22 protein-coding genes and 1 pseudogene are annotated in these 25,233 nt (G+C 44.8%); 16 read left to right on the top strand and 7 right to left on the bottom strand.

Annotated elements, in window-relative coordinates:
- Positions 1–260: 260 nt before the first annotated feature.
- Positions 261–506, bottom strand: coding sequence for a hypothetical protein (locus PN466_RS17075; RefSeq protein ID WP_271941432.1), 246 nt, complete (start codon positions 504–506; stop codon positions 261–263).
- 207 nt (positions 507–713) lie between these two features.
- Between PN466_RS17075 and PN466_RS17070 the strand changes: the two genes are divergently transcribed.
- The gene (locus PN466_RS17070) at positions 714–2,087 is read left to right on the top strand and encodes a dolichyl-phosphate-mannose--protein mannosyltransferase (RefSeq protein ID WP_271941429.1); all 1,374 of its coding nucleotides are present in this window, start codon (positions 714–716) and stop codon (positions 2,085–2,087) included.
- A gap of 276 nt (positions 2,088–2,363) precedes the next feature.
- Positions 2,364–2,882, top strand: a complete 519-nt coding sequence (locus PN466_RS17065) for a methylmalonic aciduria and homocystinuria type D protein (protein ID WP_271941426.1) — start codon at positions 2,364–2,366, stop codon at positions 2,880–2,882.
- Here PN466_RS17065 and PN466_RS17060 read toward each other — a convergent pair.
- On the bottom strand, positions 2,879–3,553 hold the full coding sequence (locus PN466_RS17060; RefSeq protein WP_271941423.1) for a TIGR04283 family arsenosugar biosynthesis glycosyltransferase: 675 nt from the start codon (positions 3,551–3,553) through the stop codon (positions 2,879–2,881). The two genes, PN466_RS17065 and PN466_RS17060, sit on opposite strands and share 4 nt — an antisense overlap.
- Positions 3,554–3,874: 321 nt before the next feature.
- On the opposite strand from PN466_RS17060, the gene PN466_RS17055 reads away from it, so the two are divergent.
- Positions 3,875–4,582 carry a 4'-phosphopantetheinyl transferase family protein gene (locus PN466_RS17055; RefSeq protein ID WP_271941422.1) on the top strand — a complete coding sequence of 236 codons (708 nt, stop codon included), beginning with the start codon at positions 3,875–3,877 and terminating at the stop codon, positions 4,580–4,582.
- A 181-nt stretch (positions 4,583–4,763) separates the two neighbouring features.
- On the opposite strand, the gene PN466_RS17050 is transcribed toward PN466_RS17055, so the two are convergent.
- The gene (locus PN466_RS17050) at positions 4,764–5,339 is read right to left on the bottom strand and encodes an EF-hand domain-containing protein (protein WP_271941420.1); all 576 of its coding nucleotides are present in this window, start codon (positions 5,337–5,339) and stop codon (positions 4,764–4,766) included.
- A gap of 293 nt (positions 5,340–5,632) precedes the next feature.
- Between PN466_RS17050 and PN466_RS17045 the strand changes: the two genes are divergently transcribed.
- Complete coding sequence (locus PN466_RS17045; protein ID WP_271941417.1) at positions 5,633–6,451, top strand: SDR family NAD(P)-dependent oxidoreductase; 819 nt, start codon at positions 5,633–5,635, stop codon at positions 6,449–6,451.
- 90 nt (positions 6,452–6,541) lie between these two features.
- On the opposite strand, the gene PN466_RS17040 is transcribed toward PN466_RS17045, so the two are convergent.
- Both PN466_RS17040 and PN466_RS17035 read right to left on the bottom strand, forming a co-directional pair.
- Complete coding sequence (locus tag PN466_RS17040) at positions 6,542–7,414, bottom strand: Uma2 family endonuclease (protein WP_271941414.1); 873 nt, start codon at positions 7,412–7,414, stop codon at positions 6,542–6,544.
- Between the two features lie 58 nt (positions 7,415–7,472).
- Positions 7,473–13,712: a translocation/assembly module TamB domain-containing protein gene (locus tag PN466_RS17035; RefSeq protein WP_271941411.1), complete on the bottom strand. Its 6,240-nt coding sequence runs from the start codon at positions 13,710–13,712 to the stop codon at positions 7,473–7,475.
- 203 nt (positions 13,713–13,915) lie between these two features.
- Here PN466_RS17035 and PN466_RS17030 point away from each other — a divergent pair, with 203 nt between their 5' ends.
- From PN466_RS17030 to PN466_RS16985, 11 genes and pseudogenes are all read left to right on the top strand, one after another.
- Complete coding sequence (locus tag PN466_RS17030) at positions 13,916–14,317, top strand: DUF3110 domain-containing protein (protein ID WP_271941408.1); 402 nt, start codon at positions 13,916–13,918, stop codon at positions 14,315–14,317.
- A gap of 4 nt (positions 14,318–14,321) precedes the next feature.
- The gene (gene murQ / locus PN466_RS17025) at positions 14,322–15,233 is read left to right on the top strand and encodes an N-acetylmuramic acid 6-phosphate etherase (protein ID WP_271941406.1); all 912 of its coding nucleotides are present in this window, start codon (positions 14,322–14,324) and stop codon (positions 15,231–15,233) included.
- 326 nt (positions 15,234–15,559) lie between these two features.
- On the top strand, positions 15,560–15,796 hold the full coding sequence (locus PN466_RS17020; protein WP_271941404.1) for an HNH endonuclease: 237 nt from the start codon (positions 15,560–15,562) through the stop codon (positions 15,794–15,796).
- A gap of 196 nt (positions 15,797–15,992) precedes the next feature.
- Positions 15,993–16,661, top strand: coding sequence for a ribonuclease III (gene rnc, locus PN466_RS17015; RefSeq protein ID WP_278003125.1), 669 nt, complete (start codon positions 15,993–15,995; stop codon positions 16,659–16,661).
- Positions 16,662–16,747: 86 nt separating this feature from the next.
- The gene (locus PN466_RS17010) at positions 16,748–17,056 is read left to right on the top strand and encodes a hypothetical protein (protein ID WP_271941399.1); all 309 of its coding nucleotides are present in this window, start codon (positions 16,748–16,750) and stop codon (positions 17,054–17,056) included.
- A 9-nt stretch (positions 17,057–17,065) separates the two neighbouring features.
- On the top strand, positions 17,066–17,488 hold the full coding sequence (locus tag PN466_RS17005; protein WP_271941397.1) for a hypothetical protein: 423 nt from the start codon (positions 17,066–17,068) through the stop codon (positions 17,486–17,488).
- 143 nt (positions 17,489–17,631) lie between these two features.
- Complete coding sequence (locus tag PN466_RS17000) at positions 17,632–19,158, top strand: site-2 protease family protein (RefSeq protein WP_271941482.1); 1,527 nt, start codon at positions 17,632–17,634, stop codon at positions 19,156–19,158.
- A gap of 42 nt (positions 19,159–19,200) precedes the next feature.
- Positions 19,201–19,397 (top strand): annotated as a pseudogene (locus PN466_RS26410) (hypothetical protein).
- An 8-nt stretch (positions 19,398–19,405) separates the two neighbouring features.
- A complete protein-coding gene (gene bioD / locus PN466_RS16995; protein ID WP_271941394.1) occupies positions 19,406–20,086 on the top strand; it encodes a dethiobiotin synthase in 681 nt (226 codons plus the stop codon).
- Between the two features lie 87 nt (positions 20,087–20,173).
- Positions 20,174–21,079, top strand: coding sequence for a PhnD/SsuA/transferrin family substrate-binding protein (locus PN466_RS16990; RefSeq protein ID WP_271941391.1), 906 nt, complete (start codon positions 20,174–20,176; stop codon positions 21,077–21,079).
- A 48-nt stretch (positions 21,080–21,127) separates the two neighbouring features.
- A complete protein-coding gene (locus PN466_RS16985; protein WP_271941388.1) occupies positions 21,128–22,882 on the top strand; it encodes an ATP-binding protein in 1,755 nt (584 codons plus the stop codon).
- Positions 22,883–22,911: 29 nt separating this feature from the next.
- On the opposite strand, the gene PN466_RS16980 is transcribed toward PN466_RS16985, so the two are convergent.
- A complete protein-coding gene (locus tag PN466_RS16980; RefSeq protein ID WP_271941386.1) occupies positions 22,912–24,159 on the bottom strand; it encodes a metallophosphoesterase family protein in 1,248 nt (415 codons plus the stop codon).
- Between the two features lie 150 nt (positions 24,160–24,309).
- Positions 24,310–24,765, bottom strand: coding sequence for an NUDIX hydrolase (locus tag PN466_RS16975; RefSeq protein WP_271941382.1), 456 nt, complete (start codon positions 24,763–24,765; stop codon positions 24,310–24,312).
- Positions 24,766–24,999: 234 nt separating this feature from the next.
- On the opposite strand from PN466_RS16975, the gene PN466_RS16970 reads away from it, so the two are divergent.
- Positions 25,000–25,185, top strand: coding sequence for a hypothetical protein (locus tag PN466_RS16970; RefSeq protein WP_271941479.1), 186 nt, complete (start codon positions 25,000–25,002; stop codon positions 25,183–25,185).
- Positions 25,186–25,233 lie beyond the last annotated feature (48 nt).

The raw sequence follows: 25,233 nt of genomic DNA, 5'->3' as shown, positions 1-25,233 counted from the left end.
AATTGAGAAATAGACACCACAGTTGACAAGACCTCCAACAGGACATGAAGCAATATAAGTGTTAATTAAAAACTTATTGATGGCTCAGTTGTTTATAAATTGTAACGTCGATCGAAATATTTACTTTTGTATCATCGTTTTCGCAAGCGAATATGAAAATGAGCCATTTATAGTGTATCTCAGAGGGACAAATTTAAGGATGAATAAACATAAAGATATTCTTAACTCGTGCGATCGCAATCATTTTCCAACCTAAAACGTTATTTTGCAGAAGGCAGTATAATGGGTTGATAGGATAACGCTCTATCTACGACCTCTTCTGCACTCAATTCCCTAGGTGGAGAAGTATAACGACTTGGCCAAAAAATATAACCAGTCACTTGGGGATCGGGCACATTTTTTTCAAGAATATCAATATATTCATCTACTTCTTTTTCTGTACCTTCAAAATCCATAATTTTTCTAACCAACTCAATAAGTTCATCTCGGTTCAATGAGGAGTTCATTTTTTCTACCTGAATACCATTTTTGCTTAAGATTGCAACTAATCGATCCTTGAGAGGCAAAGTACTTAGAGCCAATGGTTAAGCGCAACACCATAGAGAAATGGTAGCACAACTGCTAGTCCATGTGACAATCTCACTCTTGGCGATCCAGATTTGTTAAAATTAAAGAACCTATGAATTATTTCAACTTTTAATAGACCTGCATCCATGTCCAGATCTAATTATGCTACTTTTTGGTCAACGTTTCCCTGGTTTAGCTGCGGTTTATTGCTGCTCTGGATTATTGCTTTAGGATTGCGGTTTTGGGGCTTAAGTCGGTTCAATACTCTGGTTTTTGATGAGGTCTACTTTGCAAAATTTGCCCAGAATTATTTAGATAAAACCCAGTTATTTGATGCCCATCCTCCCCTGGGAAAGTATCTGATTGCCGTGGGGATGGGACTAGCCGATCGCTTGTCTTTAGGCGATTCATCCGTCACTAATGATTTAACCGGTTCTTTACGCTCCCCGTTTAGTTATCGCTGGTTTAATGCGTTTACCGGATCGTTGATTCCTTTGGTGGTTGCGTGGCTCAGTTATCAGTTAACTCACCGCAAAAGTTATGCCCTTCTATCGGCTGGATTAATGACGATAGAAGGATTGTTTTTAGTTGAATCTCGCTATGCTTTGATCAACATTTATTTAGTGCTGTTTGGATTGCTGGGACAGGGTTTCGGATTATGGGGATTGCAAACCGCTCCTCGATGGCGCACGCTAGGGCTGATTTTATCGGGGATAAGCTTTGGGTTATCTGCTGCGGTGAAGTGGAATGGATTGGGGTTTTGGCTCGGATTTTGGGGAGTAATTTTAGTGATTAAGCTGTGGGAGAAGTGGGAAAATAGGGAGGGCGCGATCGCTAATTTTTCCTGGTACGATAGCGCAACAAAGTTAAGACTCTGGACTATTCCCCTTTATGGGCTAATTGTACCCTATGTCACCTATGCCCTAGTTTGGATTCCCCATCTTAACCTGAATCCCGATTATAGCTTCTGGCAGATGCAAGGGGAAATTATTGGCTATCATAACCGTATTGGTGGCGGTGAGGAAGTTCACCCGTATTGCTCGTCTTGGTTCAGTTGGCCGTTTTTAATTCGTCCGGTTGCCTATTATTATCAAACCATTAATGATGGGCAAATGATTTTCGATGTTCATGCCTTCGGAAATCCATTGTTGTGGTGGAGTTCAACCGCAGCGATCGCTCTCTTATCTTTGTGTTTTTTACAACGCGACTCATCCCCGCCCCTCTTCAATCTCTCCCTCTATCTAGGCATCAACTATATGACCAACTGGCTCCCCTGGAGCATCGTCAGTCGATGTTTATTTCTCTATCATTACATGGGCGCTCTCATTTTTTCCATTTTAGCCCTCAGTGTTATTCTAGAGCGATGGCTGTATCATTCTCAGCGAAAATTTCAGGTTTTAGCGATCGGTATTTTAGGGGTGATGGCGATCGCCTTTCTCTTTTGGCTTCCCATCTACCTTGGTCTACCTCTCTCTCCCCAAGGCTTTCGTCTACGCATGTGGTTTAACACTTGGATTTAGAATTAAGGATGAATCCTCTTGAGTTTACAGCAGTTTTCGATGTTATAGTCAATTCAAATAACAGTGAGACATTTTTGTAGGGGCTTGCATATTTTTCGCCTCTACATATACCATCCTTATAGACACTCTAAGAGAGTCTCAATGTTACTTGAATCAACTATATATGGTAGACTTTTGTCTCCTGAACCCCCCTTGGAAAGTAGAGCAGAAAAAGTCCCCCTTCCCAAGAGAGATTGAGGAGGATTTGTCTGACTCTCCCTCATGTAATACTTCCCCATGAATCCTTCTGAAACCCTAACGGTAAAACGGAATAACCAAACCTTCACGGTGGAAATCTCCATTCATCCCCCAAGTGATTATGTGCAGGAACATCTTCAGGAGTTACTACCCAACTGGCAAAATGATTCCGTCTCGGTAATTATTTTCCTGCAACAAACACAGATGCCTTTAACTGAAATCTCTCCAGAAGTTGAAGCCGAAAAAAACATCCTCTTGGACAATTTTATCCGATGGTCGGACTTAGTCGCTAACTGGTTAGGCGATCGCGATTATCCCACCGATGCATTCGATCCGCGCACCGGATATCCCCGCAGATCCTCCCCTGGAACCCTTTCCCACAAAGATGTGCCTGCGGTTCATGCTGCACTAGGATATCCCATCGAGAAAAATGGAGACTGTGCTACCATTATTCACCCCCTTTGGGGAACCGCAGTCTATCCCAGTGTGATGATCTCTGCTGCTCCCATACCAGAAATCCTCACCGCTCTCCACTCTAATCTCCTCGATCATGGTTAACGGATTTTTCGATACCAACGGGCAATTCGATGCAGATCCACGCCCAAAAAATTAGCCATCAATATCCCTTGATTGATCGCAGTAGTGCGCCAGATGCCTAATCTTTGCCAACGTCGAGCAGACGTAACGACGGGGAGGGGTGCGATCGCAATTTTTCCCAACGGTTTCAACGATTGAATTAAGTGCCAATCTTCTAAAATCGGTAACTCTGGGAATCCACCCGCCTGCTCAAACCTAGCACGGGATAAAAAAATCGCTTGATCTCCGTAAGGAAGTTGGCAAAGGTGCGATCGCCACTTCACCCCCCATTCGACCATACGATAACCCCAGTTTTCTGAACCTATCCGCAACTCGAACGCCCCTGCAACCACCCTCGGTTGCAGCAAAATATCCCGTACCCATTGGTCATACTTCCTGGGTAAACGAGTATCTCCATGTAAAAATAATAAATATTCTCCCCTAGCATTTCTCGCCCCCTCATTCATTTGATGTCCCCGTCCCGGAGTCGTTTGAATAACCTTAATTCCCTCCTGCTTTAAGCATTCCACCGTCCCATCTGTAGATCCTCCATCCACCACAATAATCTCCACCTCTTTTCCTAGCTGAACCCTAGCCACAGTAGACAAAATTTGATCCACTTCATTCAGAACTGGAATAATCACTGAAATCATACTCACATTCATTAATTCTCTGGAGACATGGTAAACAAATAGGGCAGTAAAAACCCAATTACTGCTGTGAGGAAAAAAGTTTTATATCAACATTTAACACTTCTGGAGATTCATAAGACACCTTCTTGTGCTACATATATAGCAGAGAAAAGGAGAGTTAGGACATTTTCCATTGCCTCTTGCCTCTTGCCTCAAACCATAACTTTACTGTCCTAATCAACTCTTTCACTGCTATAGTATTTTGAATTCATTTCTAAATTGTCCAGATTTTGCACTCTCCTATTGCATTTCCCAAGGGAGAAGGGGGATGAGGAGCATAAAATGGTATCTATAGACATGATATTATGCGATCGCCACCTTCACCTATGGCAGGCTGACTTAAATCAGTTTATGCCCCAGTTAACACAATTTACGTCTGTTCTGTCTCTAGATGAAAGGGAGCGATCGCAGCGCTTCCATTTTGATGAGCATCGACAGTATTTTATCCTGGCGCGGGGCATTCTCCGCTATTTGTTAGCTCAGTATTTAAACTGCCATCCTTCAGGCATTGAGTTTAACTATTCTCAACGAGGTAAACCGGACTTAGCCCTTCCCAAATCTGACTTAAAGTTCAATATTTCTCACTCCCAAAACTATGCTCTGTATGGAGTTTCTCCCAATTCGTCTATTGGCGTAGATATCGAAGCCATTCGCCCTCTGAATGATTTAGACTCCTTAGCCAGGCGCTTCTTTTTACCTTCAGAATATCGACATATTCAAAATACTCCTATTTCTGAGCAACCCTATACCTTTTTTCGCTATTGGACGTACAAAGAAGCCTACTTAAAAGCCATTGGCGAAGGATTAGCAGGACTCGAACAAGCCGAAATTGAATTAACAGAAACTGGGGCAAAAGTTAGCGATCGCGCCTGGTCATTATATCCGTTAACTACTCCCTCCGGTACTGTAGCGGCGGTGTCCGTTCAGGGAGATCGCTGGCAGGTGGTACAAAAACAGGTGATTCTAGATCAATTAAACATTAAAAATTGATAGAGCGATCGCTTGCTGTAATGAGGCAAATTCGTTAGCATCTCGGACAGTGACCTATAGTCAATTCAAATAACAGTGAGACATTTTTGTAGGGGCTTGCATATTTTTCGCCCCTACATCTACCGTTATTGTAGACACTCTAAGAGTGTCTGAGTGTTAATTGAATCAACTATAAGAGTGATTATGAATCTACCAATGGCCCATAGGGAAGCGGAGAATAGCTTGGATCGCTAGTGGCTTCAAACCAGTAGTGCATATGACCTTCAATAAACTCGGTGCGGGTGATCCAACCATTGCTATCAACGTCGATGCTGTCGAAAGCGCGATCGGCAGTGTCGGTGTTCTCTCCCCCAGAGTATACGGCCAAATACCTTCGATATTCTTCACGAGATATCTCTCCAGAGCCATCTGTATCGACGAAATCAAAGAACACTTCGTTTTTTCGCCTGCCTGCTTCACGGGACGATTGCATCGATGAGACTGCCTTCGCAGCATTGGTGAGGAATTTTTCGTAGCCAATCTGAGTTTGAGGATCGACCGGATTTCCTCCAGCAACAAAATTGTCAAACAGGGAGCGAAATACCGCAAGAATTTCTTCGTCTTTCGACCGATCATTTTGATTTTGTATCAACCGATTCGCAATCTCCTCATATTCAGAGCGCGATAAAAAACCATTTTGGTTAGTATCCATGACCTTGAAGTAGGTCTTCATTTTGGTAACCCAAAAAGTAGATGACAAAAACTCTTCTGGAGACATTTTTACTGATTCCACAATCAACTTTGGGGCAGTATAGCATTTCTCACTGTTTCTTCAAATTAACCAATCTCTAAATAGCCGACTAAAAGGGAAGTTTTATTACAAAACTTATTTATGTATTGCAAAGTGCTGTATTTCCGTATTCCTTATTCCCTCACAGAGGCTGCGATCGCCGTCACTCTTCTATAGAGATACACTTCACACTGTCCTTGTCAATCTCTTGAAACAATACTATACATAACGTCGTCACTTGTGCGCGTTGTCAACCCTGTCGGATAAAGGAGGTTCAATCCATGATCCAAGGACAAGTTGTACTCATCACTGGAGCATCACGAGGCATTGGGCGAGCGATCGCTCTAGAACTTGCTGCCCAAGGAGTGAAACGTTTACTCCTGGTTGCCCGAGATTCTCAGCGCTTGCAACAAATGGTTGAAACACTCCAACAAGAGTATCCCGAAGTTGAATCAGTTGCTCTAGCTGTTGATATGACCAATGGTCAAGCCTTAGATGGGGCGATCGCCAAAGCTTGGCGCGACTATGGCCCCATTGACCTCCTGATCAATAACGCTGGAGTTGCCCACCAAGGGGACTTTCTGGCCACAAACCCCCGTAAAATCGAAGAAGAAATCAACGTCAATCTCCTGGGAACCTTCCGTATTACCCGCTTAATTGCCAAACGCATGGTTACCCGTTCCCAGGGGACAATTGTCAATGTCTCCAGCCTCATGGGTAAAGTCGCCGCTCCCAGCTACGCCACTTACTCCGCGACCAAATTTGCCCTTGTTGGCTTTACCCAAGCCCTCCGCCAAGAACTCGCCCCCAAAGGCGTGCGTGTTGTCGCCTTGCTGCCCTCTCTCACTGACACCGACATGGTGCGGGATACGGAAAAATTCCGTTGGGTAGCCACCGATAGCGCCGAAATGGTCGCCAAATCCCTAGTTGCTGGATTACGCGATCGCGACGAGGAGATTGTCGTTGGATGGCAAGGAAAAGTCGCCTCCCTGATGGGGCGCTTCTTCCCGCAAGTGATGCAGAAGGTGGTTGCCTTAGCAGCTCCAGATCGCAGAGTCTTACCGTTGCGATCGCCTTCTGAGAGCGATCGAGCTGCTTAAGGACTATATCAAATCCTTAAAACGAAGTAGGGGCTTGCATATTTTTCGCCCCTACTGCTTGTTACTTTGGCGATCGCTTCCTCAGGTTGATTAAAGATTATCTGGATCTAACCCCATAGCCCGCAACCGTTCAGCAAGACGTTGCGATCGCTGGCGTTCAGCCTCTGCCCGTTGGGATTCAGCCTCTGCCCGTTGGGATTCAGCCTCTGCCCGTTGGCGTTCAGCCTCTGCCCGTTGACGTTCAGCCTCAACCACTTGTTCAGCTTCCTCAAGGCGTTGTTGGGCTGTTGCAGCCTCTTGTTGGGCTACTTCTTCGGGTAACAATACCAAATTGCCTTCAGTATCGTAAAAGCGCAGCCAAACCGCTTCCTCTCGGTCAATTGTTCCCGACCAAGTTCCCAGCCAAAAGCCCAAACTTTCACACCATAGCCAACCTCGCTCATCGGCAACCAAAGACTGATACCCCTTAGAAATGTCTAAATGCCATCCTTGTAACGACTTGGGCTTAAAGGGGTCATAGACAAAATAATCTGGAGTGCGGAAAATCCGTCCATAGATATCTTTTTTCTTTCCTGTATCTACTTTGGACGTACTGGGTGACATCAATTCCACAATCACATCAGGATAGCGACCCTCTTCTTGCCACACCACCCAACCCTGTCGTTGTTTGGTGCCATCGACATCAAGAACAGCAAAGAAATCCGGGCCGCGAAAATCTTTGTTGAACACTTCTTGGTCGCTGTAGTAGACAAACATATTGCCGCCCGTATAGAAGTCATTACGTTCGCTCCAAGCTTGTTGCAATGACCGGATCAGGACGTTCATGGCAATGCGGTGGCGGTTGCTTTCCAAGGGTTCTCCATCATCAAAAATCAGGTCGGTAGGTGGAGTAGGGGGGTTCCACTCCGGATCTAGGATTGTTTCAGTTTCGGGGCAAGTCTGGGTAGTGAGTTCTACTGACATTTTTGGCTCCCCATGTTCTGGTAGGTTTCGGTTGTTTCTGATTGTATCTTAAGGACACTTAAAACCGCTTACGAAACTCAAACTGAAGCCGACTATCTGTCCTCCGTCTTCCGGACTCTTCACCTCCTAAATCCGTGGCTGCACGCAACACCAAATTTTCACTCAAACGATAGCGGAACCGCAGGCGAAATGGATCGCTAGACGTAAAGTTTTTGCCCAAAGATGTAGAAAACTGACGGGTCACATCTAAAGTCGCTTCTCCTGCTACACCGATCGCCCCTCGACGCGATCGATTTTCTACTGGATAAACTCGTAACTCGGTTAATCCCAGAGCCTCCCCCAGAGTCGTTTGTAGATTGGATAAAATTGTCGATCCGGCAATATTCACCAGGGCTAATGTCGTATTTCCACCACCGCCAATCGTATTCAAGAAACCGCCCCCAATGAGGGCAATAATTTCGGAACGACTGCGTACCGGAGAACTGGTTAATTCTAAATTATTTTCTAACTGAGAAGCTGGCCCAGTCACTGCGGCTTGAATCCGCACTGTTTCCGTATCATTGTTATCCAAAGGCGGGGTATCATCAATTTCATTTTGCCCCCAGAATAAGACTTCTGGTTGCCGACTGCCTCTAACCTCTGAAATAGAAGCTTCTAGAACTAGATCGAGATCCGGATCTAAACCTTGACTGGGAATAAACCTTGCTTTATTCTCATACTCACGATTTACGCGGAATTGGGTAGAAATAATATTGATAAATCCTCGGTTAATATCAATCTCACCATCAGCACGAATATCATCAATTGGACCATTAATCGTCAGTGTTCCTTCGCCGCGAATATCAACAAAGCCAGGTTGTAAAATGGCAATACCATCGGTTAAATCGATATCAAAGCTATCAAATACCGGCACTAAGCTATTCGATGAACTCACCAGATCTTCTCGATCCGTTTTTTGTAGTTTCGCCGCTTCTGCGGGCAAGATCTTTCCTTGAGTAAGGATAATATTCCCTTTGATGACCGGTTCCAAGGCCGCCCCAACAATTTCAATCTTGCCATTTACGCCCCCATTATAGATATCTTGGAAGTTAAAATCAAGTTCTTGTAACTGAATTTTGAGCGGGAGATTTTCTTCTTCTTCCGATAATGGTAAATCAGGATCGGATAGAGGAATAAATCCAGCTACTTCGATCTTTCCTTTACTAAAATCTCCAGTGAGCTTCTCGATAAAGACTTTCTCTCCGTTAAATTTAACCGTACCATTGACATTAGTCATGGGTTCTGAAAGACTTTGAGATTGTAGGGTTGCATCAGCAATCGTGGCTTCTCCTAAAGCAATCGGATTATCCACGGTTCCAGAGACTTTAATGTTGACATTTCCTGAACCTGTGACCCAATTCACTTGTTGACGAGTGAGAACATTTAAGATTCCTAATCCTTCATTTTCCAGGTTCAAGTCTAGCTGAATGTCTTGGGAAATGGGGGAGACAGAACCAAAGGGGAGGGGACTAGGAATGCTGCCGGTTAACGTGACTGGAGAATCTCCAGTGACTAAGAGTTTACCCCCAAAGCGTAATCGGCCATCGGCGAGAGAAAAATTACCGGTGGCTTCTTGAATAGGAGCCTCATTTAAGGTGCCGTCTGATAAGGCTAAGTTACCAATCACTTGAGGATTTTGTAGGCTTCCTCCTAAGAGTGTGGCGGTCGTATTGATTTTTCCGGTTAAATCAACGGGTAAATCGGGGATAAATTGCTGAATTAAGTCTACAGGGACATCTTCAACTTTGAGCTGGCCGGATTGTTGTTCGCCACCGACTTGTCCGGAAAATGTGATTAATCCTTCATTGGAATTAATGCGAACTGGTAGTAACGTGAGAACATTGTCTTTCAAGGTTCCTTTAACGATAATGGGATTAAAACTATATTTGCCCCATTCCCAGTTTTCGCCCAATAAATCGATATCGGCTGAAAGACCTTGTTTTAGAGAGCCGGAAATCTTAATATCGCCGTCAAATCCCCCTTGCAGTTGAGCTAGAGTAGGAATGGGGAAGCGATCGCGCTCTTGCTGTCGTAAATCCTGTAATTTGAGAATTTCCGAGAAGCGACGCAACTGCTCTTCGACGGTTCTCTGGCTCCGATCAACGGTCAAAACGCCTAAGTCTGCGGCTGTTCCGGTGGGCGGTGAAAAACCCTGAGCAATATCTTCTAAATCAAAAATTTGTAATGCTTGCAAAACATCTTGCACGCTACCTTGGGCAATTTTCACTTCAGCGTTAAATTGCGGATCGCTCAGATCGGTTAGATTCACTGCGCCTTGCAGATTATATTCACTCTCGCCAATCTTTAACTGAGTATCGGTTAATTCTCCTTGACCGCCACTATAGTTTAATGTAGCTGTTAAAATCTCAGCTTCAACCGTGCCAATCGAGGGTTTATCGAGTTGAATTTCCCCTTGGGCAACAATAGCCATCGGATCGAAGATTTGGGGGAAACTGAGGTTAAAATTACCGGACGCTGTACCCGCAATTGGCCCTAAAGGAGTTGCCGTGGGAATCAGGTTCACTAATTCTAGGGGGAACTGAGCCACATCAACCTGAAAATGGGTTAAATCCGAGCCTTCAGAAGCAGGGGTTCGTTGTCCAGTGGCGATCGCCTCTCCCAACTTAAAGGTAAACGATTCGGGCATAAATGTGGGGTCAATGACCGCCGAAATCTCATCGGATTCTCCCTTTAAGGCGATCGCGGCTCCCTGACTCGGTGTAAACTGTATCGGCCCCTCAATCACCGGATCGAAGGCAATTTGATTCACTACCACATTTCTCAACCGCATTTGCCCGTCTAAATTCGGCTGTAATCCCGTTCCCGCAATCCGTCCGGCAAAATCCACCTGACCTTGTACGGCGACAGCATCAGGCACCGTAAAGGGCAGAGTGGCTAAATTGAAATCGGCGACCTCGGTCGTAAAATTATACCGAGAAGCCATTAGATCTTGGAAATTGGGCACAATTTGACCGACGGCTACAAGGCCGGACACGGGTGCAGTAGGGGCATCTGGGTTGGACAATGAAAAATTGGGCGAACCTGCCCTTACAGAGGCCTGAGAAGGAACAACAACCGAACCTGCCGCAGCAACAATATCTAAAGAACGCCCATTCCAGGCTATTTGAGACTTAAATGGCCCTTGCTCTAAAATCGGTAACTTGGAGAGTAAAACTTCCCCTTGTGCTTGTATTGCCGTGGGATCGAAATTATCCAACCGTCCACCGGCTATCATTTGCCCTGCTCCCGTCAGGCGCTGGAACTGAGGCGGTAAGGGTAAACCCAACTGGTCTAACTCGACCTGTTCGGCATTCATTTTCGCTTGCCATTGTCCTTGCCTGGCGATCGCCTCTACATTAACGACACTATTACCCACATTTACAAATCCTTGGGCCTCGGCAAAGATACTATTGGGTGAAACCTCATCTAACCGACCCTGTGCATTGGCTACGCCACTAAAGGGTAACCTGGGCACATCAGCCGGAACTTGGGGCGATAACTGATCAACGTTGACCCCATCAGCCCGTACAGAGGCTTTCCACTCTCCATTGAGCACCTGTGCGATCGCATTGACCCGACCCCCAGCAATATCTAAATCAGCTTTCGCTTCTGCAACGATTGCCTCTGGAGATAAATTATTCACATCTCCCCTTAAATTCACGGTTGCGGTCAGGGGAGATTGCAGAAAGGTCTGTTCCCTGGCAACTAGCTGTAACTGAGGAGACAAGAGGGAAGCTTGCACTTGGTTAATGTCTAGGGCGGCTTCCCACTGTCCACCCTGCAATACACCACCGCCTCTAATTATACCTCCAGCTAAATCCAGAGTCCCTTGCAATCGTCCTTGAACGGCTGACAGATTGGGGTTATCTAAGGAGCCAACGATTTCCGCCACTCCAGTAAACGGTGCAGCTTCGGCAAAGGGCAGTTGAAATTGCTGGGGCGGCACAAATTGTTCCAGTTCGCTGCGAAATTGACCTAATTGCACCGTATTCGCTTGCACCAATGTGGCGATTTGGTTATTCTGCAAACGACTGGATATATTCACTTGTCCTCCAGCCACATTCAGTTGACCTTCGGCGATCGCCTCAACTTGATTCAGACTAAAGTTTTCTAGAGGTACAATCATCTGCGCCCCACCACTAAACGGTGCAGCCAGTTGAGAGGGTACAAGGGAAGAGAGGTTCGCCAGTTGGATGTTTTCCGCCCTAATTTCGGTTTGCAGTTGTAAGGGAACTTTGGGAATTCCAGGTATTGCTGTAGGGGCGGGTTCACCCAGGTTTTGGTCTTCCAACCCAGGTGTTGGTGTGGGGGCGGGTTCATCAGTCGTTTGGTCTTCCGAGGGAGATGTTGGTGAACCCGCCCCTACGGTATCGGTATTTACGGGGTTTGCAGTGACGGGATTTGTGCCTGTATTTAAACCAACCAGACGGGCAACCGCTTGTACTTGTCCGCCAGCGAGATTGGTTTGGGCGATCGCCTCTAAATCATTTAGTGGCCCTATGACTCGAATTTGGGGCGAAACCGTTCCCACCGTAATATCCGAAGGCACTTGGTAAAGTTGAGCGATCGCATCTACGGGGACGTTTTGCCCTTGGGCTTCAAACACCAGAAAGGGTTGTTGCGAGTTCGGAGCATTATTTTCTGTTGGTGCAGAAGTAGGGGCGGGTTCACTAAGATCTGGGTTGGAAGAGGGAAAATTGGGTGAACCCGTTCCTCCATTGTCTTGACTTGGATCTAGATTGGCTTCCTCAGGGTTTTGCGAACCCGTTCCTCCATTATCTTGACTTGGATCTAGATGGGCAGGCTCATTCACCGGTAATTGCAACTCTCCCCGTCCCAGGATTTCGCCACCCAGGGTAGGAACCAGTTTCAAGCCTTGAATAGCGATCGTGGAATTGGCGTAAGCAAATTGACTGGTGATTTCTGCAAATTCGACGCGATCGATTTGCGTGGGCTTCGTGGTTTCAAATAATCCCACCAGTAAGGGTTGCTCAAACGGCCCTTCCAACTTCGCTTTTACTTGGAATTCTCCAGTTGCCTGTACCGGTAGTTCCGTCTCGATCGTTTCAGTAAGGGTCTCAAATGTAACTGGCTCTAACGAGGCGATGATCTGAATTCCCTGTTGCAGATCGATTCCTCCTTCAAGGGATATTGGAAGGCTATCAGCATAAAGAATAGACCCTTCTTCGACTAACACCAATTGATCTTGGAATTGCAGAGTCGCTTGCCCTTGGGACAGATAAAGGGGAACTTGGGTAATGTCAAATTGAGGCTTTTCTGTATTGTCATTGTCCTCTGGTTTTTCCGGCTCAGTCTCATCTGGTTTGGACTCTGGAAGGGTATACTCTCCAGCGATCTCGCTCACCAATAGCGTTCCATTGAGCAAAGAGGATGGAATATCTTGCAGATTAATTCGTCCGTTGATATTTCCATTGAGTTTACCACCTGTTAATGCGACTTCTGGTGGTAAATTAGGGACTAAATTCGTTAAGGGAATCAGGTCTAGATCTTGCGATCGCACTTGTACCCTTACCCGTTGCTCCCGGTTCAAAAATTCTCCTTTCGCTTGCACCTCTCCGGGACTTTGATCTTGAGCTACAGTTGCATCAAAGCTAATCCGATTATACTCGTCAAAAAACTCAGCAGTGGCGCGAATCGGCTTAAACGTTACACTCTGTTCAAAACTTACCCCTTCTCCTTTCCAGGGAACCAAAACCACAGTGGCATTTTGTACCCCAGCCTTAATCACATTAATCTTAAATTGCCCTTCTTTCGGCTCTTCCTGGGCAAGATCCAGATTCAGCCATTTATGCTCTGCATCTTCTTCTAAATGAACTTGGGGATTAATTAAGGTCAGATCCAGATTAATCTCATTGTCAATCACATCAATGGGATTAAACTTAACCTCAACTGCTTCTACCGTAGCGCGATCGGGATCGGTTGCAGTGGCAGGCAATCCAGAAGGGCCAAAGCGGATACTATTGAAAGAGACTCGCTGCACAGGGCCAATGTCTAGGGGACGCTTGAGGGTTTTACTCAACGCTTCAGCCACCATGGGGCCTAATCCTGTATGTACCCAATGCCAACCATAGGCTCCTCCCGCCACCAACAATAGCACCACACCACCTAAACCCCATCCAGCCCACCGTCGCCATTTTCCCGGCTCGTCCGCGTCTTCCCATTGCTCCTCTTGATCTTCAGTATCTATAAGCTCAAGATCCGATTCTGGTAGTTGATTGGGATCGTTAGGGGTTGTCATGTCCTCACACCGTTCTGAATACTCACACCTTGTTCTGATGATGCCACGGGAATCGCGGGAATGGGGAATAGGCAAAAGTCAAAAGGCAATTTCCCCGCGTCCCCGCGTCTCCGTGTCTCCCCATCTCCCTATCCCCCCATCCCCTAACTGCTATAAAATAAGGGAAAATAATCGAATTTGGGAGCGTTAACTTCTAGTAGCTTATGCGAGTTTATGTCCTGTTGTTTAATGTAGGCACGGAAAATGAGGGAATTCATACTATTAAGGTTCCCCACCCCGATCCTAGGCAAGTGCGCAATAAGGTTTTAATCTTTGAAATGGAGGATGATGCCACTCGGTTTGCTTTGCAGCTAGAGGCTCAGGATTTCCCTCCTCCTAGTGTAGAGGCGATCGATGAAGATGAGATTAAGGCATTTTGCGAAGAGGCAGATCTAGATTTTGAGTGGGTGACTGAGGGGAAATTGGTCATTCCTCCAGAAAGTAATGTGGATTCTTTAGATTGGAGTGAGGAAGAGTCTGACGTACCGAGCGCTGAAGAGTCAGAGTTAGAAATGAGTTCGGAAGAACTCGATCGCATTCGCCGAAGTTTGGAAGGATTGTTATAAGACCATGGAAAATCGAGGTCATCTGTTAACGGAGCAAATTAATCCCCAAAGTTTAACGTTAGACCAATTGGGAACCGTGCAGTTGGTGGAGCTGTTTAATCAGGAAGATGCCCAAACGGTGGTAGCTTGTTCGCAGGCAAAGGAACAGTTGGCAGAAGCCATTGATCGCACGGCGTTAGCTCTTCAAAATGGGGGACGGTTGTTTTATGTAGGCGCAGGAACGAGCGGCCGTTTAGGGGTGCTGGATGCGGCGGAATGTCCGCCTACATTCTGTTCTGACCCTAAGATGGTACAGGGGATTTTAGCCGGGGGTGAGGCTGCCCTGGTACGCAGTTCTGAGGGCTTAGAGGATAGATTTGAGGATGGGGTGCAGGTCATTGAGCAGTATCAGGTGACCTCGAAGGATGTGGTCGTGGGAATTACGGCTGGAGGGACAACGCCCTATGTTCAGGGGGCGTTGCAGGGGGCAAAAGCACAGGGGGCAACGACGATTTTTATGGCTTGCGTGCCTGTTGAGCAGGTTTCGATCGCGGTGGATGTGGATATTCGCTTATTAGTGGGGCCGGAAGTTTTGGCTGGTTCCACGCGCCTGAAGGCGGGAACGGCAACGAAAATGGCCCTGAATATTTTGTCTACTGGGGTGATGGTGAAGTTGGGGAAGGTGTATGGTAACCGGATGGTGGATGTGGCGGTGACGAATACGAAGTTACGCGATCGCGCTCTACGTATTTTAGAGGATTTAACGGAGTTGGGGCGATCGCAATGCGAGCAACTTTTAGAAGAGAGCGGACAACGGGTTAAGGTCGCTCTACTGATGGCTTGGACAGGAGTGGATGCTCAAATTGCTCAGAATTATCTGGATCAAAACCAAGGAAATCTGCGATCGGCTTTGGCTGCCAATTCTACCTATAAGTAGAATTGAGTTGAGACTCTTGACATTAAAGATTGTTTGGTGCAACAATCAAGGTTAGGAGTATCCATAAGTGTCCGTCTCATGGGTAGTACCTCCGATTCTCAAGTTAGCGCAAGTCCAGTATTCTGGCCTAGCATGTATCTGAATCAGGAATTAGCCCTTCAGATAACTGGTAGTTCAGCAGACTGGATCTGCGCTGGTTTGAGGCTCGGAGGTAGTAAGTTTGAGACGTTTACTAAGGTGTAATCAAGAAAACAGTCGCTTATTCACTTAAGCGTCGCTTTTGCTTGTACGCGATATTCCAACTGTAGTTATTGGAATAGTAAACCATGAATTCCAAACAAAAACATAATAAAAGAGCCAAACTCATTGAACAGTTTGGCACTCGGTGTTATTGGTGTGAATGCATTCTATCCCCCGAAGAAATCACCCTCGATCACCTGATTCCTAAAAAACATGGAGGTTCTAACTCTTTAGAAAATCTGCGTATTACCTGTTTTTCCTGCAATAATCAACGAGGACATAGCCTTTTTCCTCCCCCATCTTTTAGGAAAAAAGTGAGGTAGTCTATTGTTGTAGGGGGAGGGTTAAAACCTGCCCCTACAACTTTAATTAAGTATACAGTATAATAGAGGATTGCAATCAATCATAAAATACTCCATATCTATGACTTTGGATATAGACCATCAAGAGATAAATTTAAAACAAAGAAAAAAGCAAAAATCACTAGCAGAAGATGCTAGTTACTTTCACAAACTTTTGATGTTTAAAAATGAAAAACTTCTCCATCGTGCCTTAACCCATCGTTCATATGTTAATGAAAATCCTGGAGCCATAGGACACAATGAACGTTTAGAATTTCTTGGTGATGCCATTTTGACCTTTATCAGTGGTCAATATCTCTATCAGCGCTATCCGGAAATGGGAGAAGATGAAATGACCAGACGGCGTTCTGCTTTAGTCGATCAAAAACAATTGGCTAGATTTGCAGTTGAAGTTGGTCTAGACTTGAGAATGCGTCTAAGTCAAGGGTTAATCAAAGAAGGGGGATATCAAAATCCAAATTTACTCAGCAGTACCTTTGAAGCGATTGTTGGGGCTTACTATTTAGATTGCGCTCAAAATATAGAAAAAGTGCGCTCTGTCATAGAAGAACTGTTTGATTCTGTCCCTCAAGAGCAAATGGTGGCTCGTTCCAACATCGACTCAAAAAATAGATTACAGGAATTAGTCCAAGCGAGGGGAGCAAAAAATCCTCCCAAATATGTAACGGAAAAAATAGGCGGTATGGATCATGCTCCAGAATTCATGTCTACAGTTTTTATTAGTGATAAAGCCTGGGGTAAAGGCAAAGGAAGAAGCAAAAAAGATGCAGAAAAAGAAGCGGCTTCTTATGCCCTAGGTAAGTTGAAAGAAAAGGGGATTATCTAATCTAACTTTAGACTTACGCAAACATCAGTTTTGGTTAGGCGGGAGTAAAATTAGAGTAAATAGAGGAGCGATCGCGCAAAAGATGTATGGAACCCTTACCCAGCAATTGGACAGATGTTATCCCTGATATTATCTACGAAACTGCGGAAGGACTCTTTGTCTCGTTTGCAAAAAAGCAAATCCGCCTCGCTCAACGCTATGATGGACAGAGTAAACATCTGAAAGCCATTGAACATGATAGAGTTCCCGCCAATGGTAGCATTGGTCTCGTTCCTTCGGAATTACCGGATTTTGACCTGAAATCAAAAGTCTTAGGACAAGGCGGAGATTACCGGTTTCATGGATACTTTATCGAAGATATGCTACATTTCCCTGGCATGAGAACCAGTCATTAAAACATTGCTATGACTATCACTAATGATACTGTTTGGAATAACTTATCCCAACTTCTAGATGAAATTGAACCGTGCAGAATTGCTCAACAACATCTAGAATCCTGTAACTATAATATCCAAGGTTATTGGAATAGTGAAAATCGATTTTACGATCGGGTTACATTGCTTGACTCACCAACCATTACTCTGGTGAATAGTGCTATTGGTATTAACCAGGTCAACGAGAAGGCTTGTCCGTGGATTAAGTTGGAATTTTTACTCACCCCATATAATAATTCAGAAGATGAAGAAATTGGCGAACTGACTCTTGTTTTAGATGCTCAGTTAAATATTATCGATGAAAATTGGTGTCTCGATCTCGATTCTCCTGTTGTTGCTATTTCTGAGAATGCTGAGTGCGATCGCCAAATAGAACCGATCCTCTTAACCTAATGTTAAAAGCGACTATCGAGAAAATAGAGAGTTAATTGTTAATGATTAATTAGCCCCTGTCTCCTGGTATAATTAAATTGGCCTATGCCTTGGCTCTCTAGCTCTAAGGCGTAGCATTGTGTCTCATTGGCAATTCCTCTATGATGTCTGCTGTGTCCAACAATTCCCTTACATTCGTAATCTTACTCGTTGCCCTGGGCATCTTGTTTTGGGGATTTCAACGCGCTCGTCCCTATGGTAAGTTGGGAATCTTGGCTTGGTTGCAGTCTGTGGTGCTGATGGTTCCCTGGTTGTTGTTTTTTGGGCTGTTTTCCCTGGGAATTTATCTCAACCTGGCGGGAATTTTGTTTCTACTGGTCGGTTCAACTGCAATTTATATTTTTCTGGGCCGACAGTTACGAGTATCGGGACAAGATGAGCTGTTGCGTCAAAAGGTGGCAGAGCGCTTGCGCTTCGGCTCCGCTCAACGACCGGGGGAGGAAAATCCTTCGACTCCACTCAATGACCAAGCATTTGCTGCTCAGACCGGGGACATGCCTTCAGTCGTCTCTTCAGAACCGATTGGTATTCCAGCAGAAGATTTGAACCAGATTAAGGAAATTTTTGGTATCGATACCTACTTTCTCACGGAAACTCTGCCCTATCAAGAAGGGGCAATTTTTAAGGGGAATTTACGAGGGGACCCGGATCGGTCGTATGATAAGCTTTCGGAACGGTTAAAGGAGCGCCTGGGCGATCGCTATCGGTTATTCTTAGTTATGGGTCCAGATAATAAGCCCATTGCGATCGTACTCCCCCAAAACCAAGACCCCAAACCCCTCACCCTGGGTCAAAAGGCTTTAGCCGTAAGTTTAGGACTCGCTACCCTCGCCACCAGTATGGAAGCAGGCGGTATTTTTCAAGGGTTTGACTGGTTTAGTGAATGGTCAAAATGGCCCGAAGCTCTGCCGATCGCCCTCGGTCTGTGGGTGATACTATTAGCCCATGAGTTGGGCCATCGCTGGATCGCTAAAAAATACCAAATTCGCCTCAGTTTGCCCTTTTTCCTCCCCACCTGGCAAGTCGGTTCCTTTGGCGCTATTACTCGGTTTGAGTCCATCTTACCCAACCGCAGTGTCCTGTTTGATATTGCCTTGGCCGGGCCAGCAGCAGGGGGCTTGTTATCCCTATTTCTGTTAATTCTGGGTTTATCCTTATCCCATCCCGGTAGTCTGTTTCAAATTCCCTCCCAATTTTTCCAAGGTTCAGTTTTAGTGGGAACCTTAGCCCGGGGAATTTTAGGGGATGTATTGCAAAATTCCCTTGTTGATGTGCATCCCTTAACCCTAATAGGATGGTTAGGTTTAGTTCTCAGTGCCATTAACCTCATGCCTGCGGGTCAATTGGATGGGGGGCGCATGGTACAAGCAATTTACGGACGCAAAATCGCCGGAATTACCACCGTTGCCACGTTAATTGTGTTGGGATTTGCCTCATTTGTAACTCCATTAGCCTTGTATTGGGCGATCGTCATTTTAGTCCTACAACGGGATCTAGAACGACCTAGCCTAAATGAAATTACAGAACCCAATGATGCTCGCGCTGCTTTGGCTCTTTTAGCTCTATTTTTGATGATTGCCACCCTCATGCCCTTGACTCCTAGTTTAGCCGGGCGTTTAGGGATTGGGTGATAGGGAGATGGGGGGATTTAATCATAGGATTAAAAGTTGATTATACTAAAAACACTTTGGGCTACAGTTCGGCAAGGAAAGATTGAGCTATTGGAGTCAACAGAACTACCAGAAGGGGCAGGGTGCTGGTGACAGTTTTACCTGGCGATGAGACCGAGTTTTGGCTACAAGCAAGTCAAACCTCCCTCAATGCAATAAAGAAACTATTGATTTCTGTAGTATTCCTAACTTCTAACTAACTTAACTCATGAAAAGTTTACTGATCGCAGGAACGGATACGGATACGGGCAAAAGTGTTTTAACTACAGCCCTGATCGCCTATTGGCAAATCTATTACAAAGATCGCCCTCTAGGAGTGATGAAACCCATTCAATCTGGAGTGGGAGACCTGGAACTCTACCTGGATTTATTTACTCTCAACCAGTCCCCAGAATCCATTACCCCCCTCTATCTGGAAACTCCAGTTGCCCCTCCCATTGCCGCAGAAGTTGAGAATAAGACGATTGACCTTGCCCCTATATGGCAGGCGTTTACTAGCCTTCAGAAGAGCAAGGAGTTGGTCATGGTGGAAGGTTTGGGGGGTTTGGGTTCGCCTATTACCCATGAATTGGTCATTGCCGACTTAGCTAGGGACTGGAAACTACCGACGGTGCTAGTCGTTCCAGTTAAGTTGGGGGCGATTTCCCAAACGGTTGCCAATGTAGCCCTCGCTCGTCAATATCGCGTACCCCTGATCGGATTCGTTCTTAACTGCACCCATCCCTGTACTCCTACCCAACAGGAACAATGGGCCCCCATTTCCCTTATCGAGTCCCTCACTCAAATGCCAATTCTAGGTACACTTCCTTATTTAGAGAATCCCAGAGATGTAAGCCAATTGACTCAAGCCGCATCCCGTCTCGATCTAGAGCGTTTTTTCATCTATTAAAAGTTAAAAAAAATCAAGCCAGCTAATTATTATCTAATTTCACTTTTGGGTTAAAATTCTCTAACAATTATTGGAATGACATAACCCATGAAACTGCAAAGATTACTGGTTTTACCTTTACTTTTCTTAATCTCTTGTGGTTCCCAGGAGATAGAGTCTACAAACAGCAACCGGGAAGCGATCGCCGCTTGTCCGGAGCGACTCACCTTAGCAGTTACCGATATTTTCGGAGAAGAAGAGCTAAAAAAAGACTTTGGTGAATTTCAAACTGTTTTGGGGGAAGCTTTGGGAATTTCTATTGATCTCTTTCCTATGAATGACCGCGTCACTGCTGTCCCTGCATTACTCTTTGAGCGTATCGATCTGGCTCTAGCAGGTCCTTCTGAATATGTCCTTTTAAAAGCCAATGCTGATGCGATTCCCTTAGTAGGAATTACCCGTCCTGACTATTATACAGTCATTGCTACCAATGCGAACAGCGGGATTGAGAATTTGCAACAGCTCAAAGGAAAAACCGTTGGCATTCGAGAAGAGGGTTCAACCGCAAGTCACTTAGGCGCTCTGAAAATGTTAGCTGATATGGGTTTAAAACCCAATCAAGATTTTAACGTAGAAATTATTGGTAGCGATCGCGGCTTAGTCGTACTCAAGGAAGGCAAGCTAGACGCTTGGTCAGATGGCAACCATCACTATCAGCGTGCCCTAGAAAAATATAATCTTCAAGCATCAGAATTTATCCGAATTTCCCAGGGCAAACCCTTGCCAAACGATCTGATTGTTGCGAATCCATCCCTAGATGCAGAGTGTATCGCAGAACTGCAAGCCCAGATTGTTGAAAATGAAAGGAAATTAATTGACGCGATTGTGGTTTCCCCAGCAAACAAAAAATACGCCCAGTCACAAATGGTTCCCGCTAAAGACGAAGATTACGACCTGATTCGGGAGGGATATAAGGCGATTGGTGAAGAAGAGTTACTTTCACCAGCTCAATAGCCCATTGTCCCTCATGAGTCCAGTCCAGCAAGCATGGAGTAATTACCCATGAAACAGTGGCTTACCCACTGGCAAGTTTCCAGTATCTTCAAAAAAATTGGTTACACCAACCTCCTAGTAGTGAGTATCTCCATTTCTGGAACATTTATCGGATTTTTAATTGGCGATTATTATGAAGAACAAGCACAGAAAAGTTTGACCAAAGCCATTCAACAAGAAGAGCTACTGCACGACCTAGAAACTTACATCTTCAAAATTCAAGCCCACCCCTATAAACTCATTAGTACAGTAGAAGAAGCCCTATGGTTCAGTTACAAGATACAGCAATTTGAAGAAGATATTGATTACATAGAAGGCTTAGTAAGGGAACTAAATCAATTAGGAGATCTTTCAGGAAGTGCAGCCCAATCTATCGATCGCTTTTGCGAACAAGCCCAGATAGTCATAGATAATTATGCCGAGCGCTTTGCGGAAATCCTACCTCAAGTCGATCCTCTGAGATTATCACCAGACAAACGAGGCAATGCTCAACAACAAGTTTTGCTAGCTGTTCTGGAGAAAGAGAGTCAAGAAATTGACATTCAATTTGAGAGATTAAGCAATCAACTCAACAAACTTTTACAAATTTCGGAGGATGATCAAGAAAAGGCATCCTTGCAAACTAAGCAGGCAAAAAAAATCCGCAAAGTTGTCATTTTTGTTAGTCTAACGGTTTCTACTTCCATGGCATTTGTCTTAGCTTTTTATACCGGAAGAAAAATTGCTAGGCCCATTGAATTAGTAACCCAGACTGCCCAAAAAGTGACGGCTGACTCTAATTACGATCTCGAAGCCCCCGTCCTGACTAATGATGAAGTTGGGATCTTAGCGAATGCCTTCAATCAACTCATTCAAAAAGTCAAAAAACAGCTCTATGAACTTTCAGAAGCGCAATCCTTTTTGGAAAACAGAGTTGAAGAGAGAACTCATGAGTTAAAGGAAACATTAGATGCCTTAAAAGACACTCAAACTCAACTGATTCAAACGGAAAAAATGTCAAGTTTGGGCGAAATGGTTGCCGGAATAGCCCATGAAATTAATAATCCCGTTAGTTTTATTTATGGCAATATTAGCCATGCCCAAGAATACCTAGATAACTTTTTAGATTTACTGAGTCTTTACCAGGAACTTTATCCAGATGTTAGGACAGAAATTACAGAAAAGATGGAAGAAATTGATTTTGAGTACATCCAATCTGATTTTTCCAAAATCTTGGACTCCATGCGGATGGGAACCTGCCGAATTAAAAATATCGTCTCCTCTTTAAGAAACTTTTCCCGTTTAGATGAATCAGAAGTAAAAGATGTTAACCTTCATGAAGGTTTAGATAGTACGTTGATTATTCTTGGTAACAAACTTAAATTAGGAGTTGAAATCATTACAGCTTATGGAGAATTACCGGATATTACTTGTTATCCATCCCAACTCAACCAAGTATTTTTAAATTTAATCGTGAATGCAATTGATGCTTTGTTAAGTAGTGAAGTCGAGCCTAAACAGATCACAATTTCAACGGATAAAATCAATCCAGATAGAATTCAGGTTAAGATTCAAGATAATGGTCCGGGAATCCCGGAAGAAATTCGCAATAAGATCTTTAACCCGTTTTTTACAACCAAGCCAATTGGCAAAGGAACGGGTTTGGGTTTAGCCATTTCTTATCGCATTATCGAGAAACATCAGGGGAAAATCGAAGTCTTTTCTGAAATTGGCAAAGGAACAACGTTTGAAATCACGCTTCCCATTGAGTTAGTCCAGGCTTAAATCAGCAGTAGAATACGCCTTGATAATCATCATTCATCGGTCAAAAGTTGTTCCACAAACCGATAAAGAACTGATGGATGCTCGCTGTCCAACACTTGTTGTTTTAACACTCTTAATCCTTTTGACAAAGGTTCCGCTTGAGGCTGATAACGAGTATTGGCACTGAGTAAATCTTCAAAAACTTGTTGTTCAATTTCCTCTCGTTGCGGAGGTTCTCCACCTTTGGGGAAAGGACTTTCATACTCAGTTCCGGTGACTTCATATTTGAGCAAGAAAATGAGCGCTTGACTTTGTTCATGCAATCTTTGCCGTAATTTGCGGACGTTAATATCTAACCGATTAAATCCTAATTGTCCCTCAATTCGCAATTCAACGATCGCCTCCTTTATTCTGTATATTTCCTCACTTACTTTTTTCTCGGCTGCTTCTTCGACTTCCTCTTGTGTTTGCCGCTTATTGACTTTTAGCTTAAGTCGCACAATCGGCCGTTGATAATAGTCTCGCTTTAACTGTGCCTGTATTTCACCCTTCTCAAGAGCAACTAAATATACCCCTCTTGGGTTTTGATCCTGTCCCTCTGCAATACTATTGGCTTCCGTTGAACCCGGATTAAAAATCCATCCTTCAGCCGTATACTGTTTATGGATATGACCCAAGGCTAAATAATCAATTCCAGCCTCTTTAAGAGGTCTTAACTCATCATATTTCAGCGCTCCCGAATAGCGAGAAATTTGTCCTTCTAAACCATGGTGGAATAACATGATCTGATAAGTTGGAGGATCGGGCAAGTGTTGAATCGAGTCTGCTAACTGAAGAATAGCTTTCGGAGCGGATGCACCATACCAGCGAGATCCAATCACTCTCACATCACAAGGCAGATCGATATAGCCTCCCTGTCGTGTTTCCGGAGTCCACAGATCGTAAGCTTGTTCAGCATTGGGTTCGAGTAAAATAAGCAGTTCACTATCAGCTAAATAGCGTAGCCAACTGGTGCGCGTCCCATAGGGGAGATTATCATGATTGCCTTCGATCGCCAAAACCGGAATATTTGCCTTTTGCAGCAATTCTAAACCAATCTGTGCCTGGTTCAGGGTCGCCGGGAGAATCTGGCGATGTTCAAACAAATCTCCCGCAATGATGACAAAATCGACCGATTCGGCGATCGCATATTTCTCTAGGGCATCCTTAAAGGCAAAGAAGAAATCCTTAGTTCGCTCTGCATTATCATAGCGATCGAATCCCAAATGAACATCCGACAAGTGTAAAAATCGAGCCATAATTAATCAAATATCGTATGTATCGCTTTGCGCTAGGGAATAGGATTGTGGTACATAGCTTTGGGGGTTCAACAGTGTACTCTATAACAGCACTTTGTGCTGTAAGTAATAGACACTCTCTCAAGAGTTTGGATTAGTTCCCCCTTCACCTTAAGCGAGGGTTGTTTTTCCTTGGAGATAATCGTCAATTTGTTGGCGATGATCGTGGGAAAGGTTACCTTCGGGTAAATTCGACCAGTCGTAAGCTTGGACAGTTTGAATTTCCAAGGTATCTTGAATGCTAATCTCCCCTTCTACTTGTGCTTCCACCATAATACAAACGGAATGGATGCGCGGATCGCGATCGGGTGCAGAATATACTCCGACTAATCGCCTAATACTCACTACTGTTAAGCCAGTTTCTTCCGCCACTTCTCGCACTGCTGCTTGCTCAATCGTTTCTCCCCAATCGACTAATCCTCCGGGTAAGCCCCAGGAATCATCATCCTTGCGCTGCACTAAGACGACACGTCCATCGGGCAGAATCGGCACAACACTCGTTCCTACCAAGGGATGGCGGAAAATGAGTCCAAGAACAGTTTGAAAAATTTGCCACAGACGGCTCATAGGAAATCAATCAAGGGAATTAGGGAATAGGGAGATGGTGAGAGAAAATTTAATCGTGTACTTCACAGGCAATACTTTGCCCTGTTAGGGACTGAACAAGAGGTTTGATCATCTTACCCTGTTCGTTTGTCAACGTCGAGGCTTGAATCTAAGGGCTAATGGAACTTGCTGATGTGTCCACAGAAGGTTTATAATGACTCTTCTGTGCCATCAGTGATTTCCAATGAGGTGAACATGGCGAAACGCCGTAATCCGAAAAAAGAAAAGGCTCAAAGAAACCTAGCATACGCTCGTAAGTTCCGTAAACGGACTCATCGGGGCTATACCAGCAGACGTTCTCCGATGGATAGTCTCCAAAATGAGAAAGAGGAGAAGGAAAAGGAAGAGAATGAAGTTGAAGCAACCTCTGATGGGAGCTGATACCATTTCTATTTGAAGATGCATTGAACAAGGGGCCTCTAGCCCCTT

The sequence above is a fragment of the Roseofilum reptotaenium CS-1145 genome, assembly GCF_028330985.1.
Classification (GTDB): domain Bacteria; phylum Cyanobacteriota; class Cyanobacteriia; order Cyanobacteriales; family Desertifilaceae; genus Roseofilum; species Roseofilum reptotaenium.
Note: the sequence above shows the minus strand (reverse complement) of the source record. Positions and strands in the feature narration are given on the sequence as shown.

Excerpts from the sequence above, each read along its gene's own strand:
- PN466_RS17075 (WP_271941432.1), bottom strand. The coding sequence starts at position 506 with ATGAACTCCTCATTGAACCGAGATGAACTTATTGAGTTGGTTAGAAAA.
- PN466_RS17070 (WP_271941429.1), top strand. The coding sequence starts at position 714 with ATGTCCAGATCTAATTATGCTACTTTTTGGTCAACGTTTCCCTGGTTT.
- PN466_RS17065 (WP_271941426.1), top strand. The coding sequence starts at position 2,364 with ATGAATCCTTCTGAAACCCTAACGGTAAAACGGAATAACCAAACCTTC.
- PN466_RS17060 (WP_271941423.1), bottom strand. The coding sequence starts at position 3,553 with ATGATTTCAGTGATTATTCCAGTTCTGAATGAAGTGGATCAAATTTTG.
- PN466_RS17055 (WP_271941422.1), top strand. The coding sequence starts at position 3,875 with ATGGTATCTATAGACATGATATTATGCGATCGCCACCTTCACCTATGG.
- PN466_RS17050 (WP_271941420.1), bottom strand. The coding sequence starts at position 5,339 with ATGTCTCCAGAAGAGTTTTTGTCATCTACTTTTTGGGTTACCAAAATG.
- PN466_RS17045 (WP_271941417.1), top strand. The coding sequence starts at position 5,633 with ATGATCCAAGGACAAGTTGTACTCATCACTGGAGCATCACGAGGCATT.
- PN466_RS17040 (WP_271941414.1), bottom strand. The coding sequence starts at position 7,414 with ATGTCAGTAGAACTCACTACCCAGACTTGCCCCGAAACTGAAACAATC.
- PN466_RS17035 (WP_271941411.1), bottom strand. The coding sequence starts at position 13,712 with ATGACAACCCCTAACGATCCCAATCAACTACCAGAATCGGATCTTGAG.
- PN466_RS17030 (WP_271941408.1), top strand. The coding sequence starts at position 13,916 with ATGCGAGTTTATGTCCTGTTGTTTAATGTAGGCACGGAAAATGAGGGA.
- murQ (WP_271941406.1), top strand. The coding sequence starts at position 14,322 with ATGGAAAATCGAGGTCATCTGTTAACGGAGCAAATTAATCCCCAAAGT.
- PN466_RS17020 (WP_271941404.1), top strand. The coding sequence starts at position 15,560 with ATGAATTCCAAACAAAAACATAATAAAAGAGCCAAACTCATTGAACAG.
- rnc (WP_278003125.1), top strand. The coding sequence starts at position 15,993 with ATGTTTAAAAATGAAAAACTTCTCCATCGTGCCTTAACCCATCGTTCA.
- PN466_RS17010 (WP_271941399.1), top strand. The coding sequence starts at position 16,748 with ATGGAACCCTTACCCAGCAATTGGACAGATGTTATCCCTGATATTATC.
- PN466_RS17005 (WP_271941397.1), top strand. The coding sequence starts at position 17,066 with ATGACTATCACTAATGATACTGTTTGGAATAACTTATCCCAACTTCTA.
- PN466_RS17000 (WP_271941482.1), top strand. The coding sequence starts at position 17,632 with ATGTCTGCTGTGTCCAACAATTCCCTTACATTCGTAATCTTACTCGTT.
- bioD (WP_271941394.1), top strand. The coding sequence starts at position 19,406 with ATGAAAAGTTTACTGATCGCAGGAACGGATACGGATACGGGCAAAAGT.
- PN466_RS16990 (WP_271941391.1), top strand. The coding sequence starts at position 20,174 with ATGAAACTGCAAAGATTACTGGTTTTACCTTTACTTTTCTTAATCTCT.
- PN466_RS16985 (WP_271941388.1), top strand. The coding sequence starts at position 21,128 with ATGAAACAGTGGCTTACCCACTGGCAAGTTTCCAGTATCTTCAAAAAA.
- PN466_RS16980 (WP_271941386.1), bottom strand. The coding sequence starts at position 24,159 with ATGGCTCGATTTTTACACTTGTCGGATGTTCATTTGGGATTCGATCGC.
- PN466_RS16975 (WP_271941382.1), bottom strand. The coding sequence starts at position 24,765 with ATGAGCCGTCTGTGGCAAATTTTTCAAACTGTTCTTGGACTCATTTTC.
- PN466_RS16970 (WP_271941479.1), top strand. The coding sequence starts at position 25,000 with ATGGCGAAACGCCGTAATCCGAAAAAAGAAAAGGCTCAAAGAAACCTA.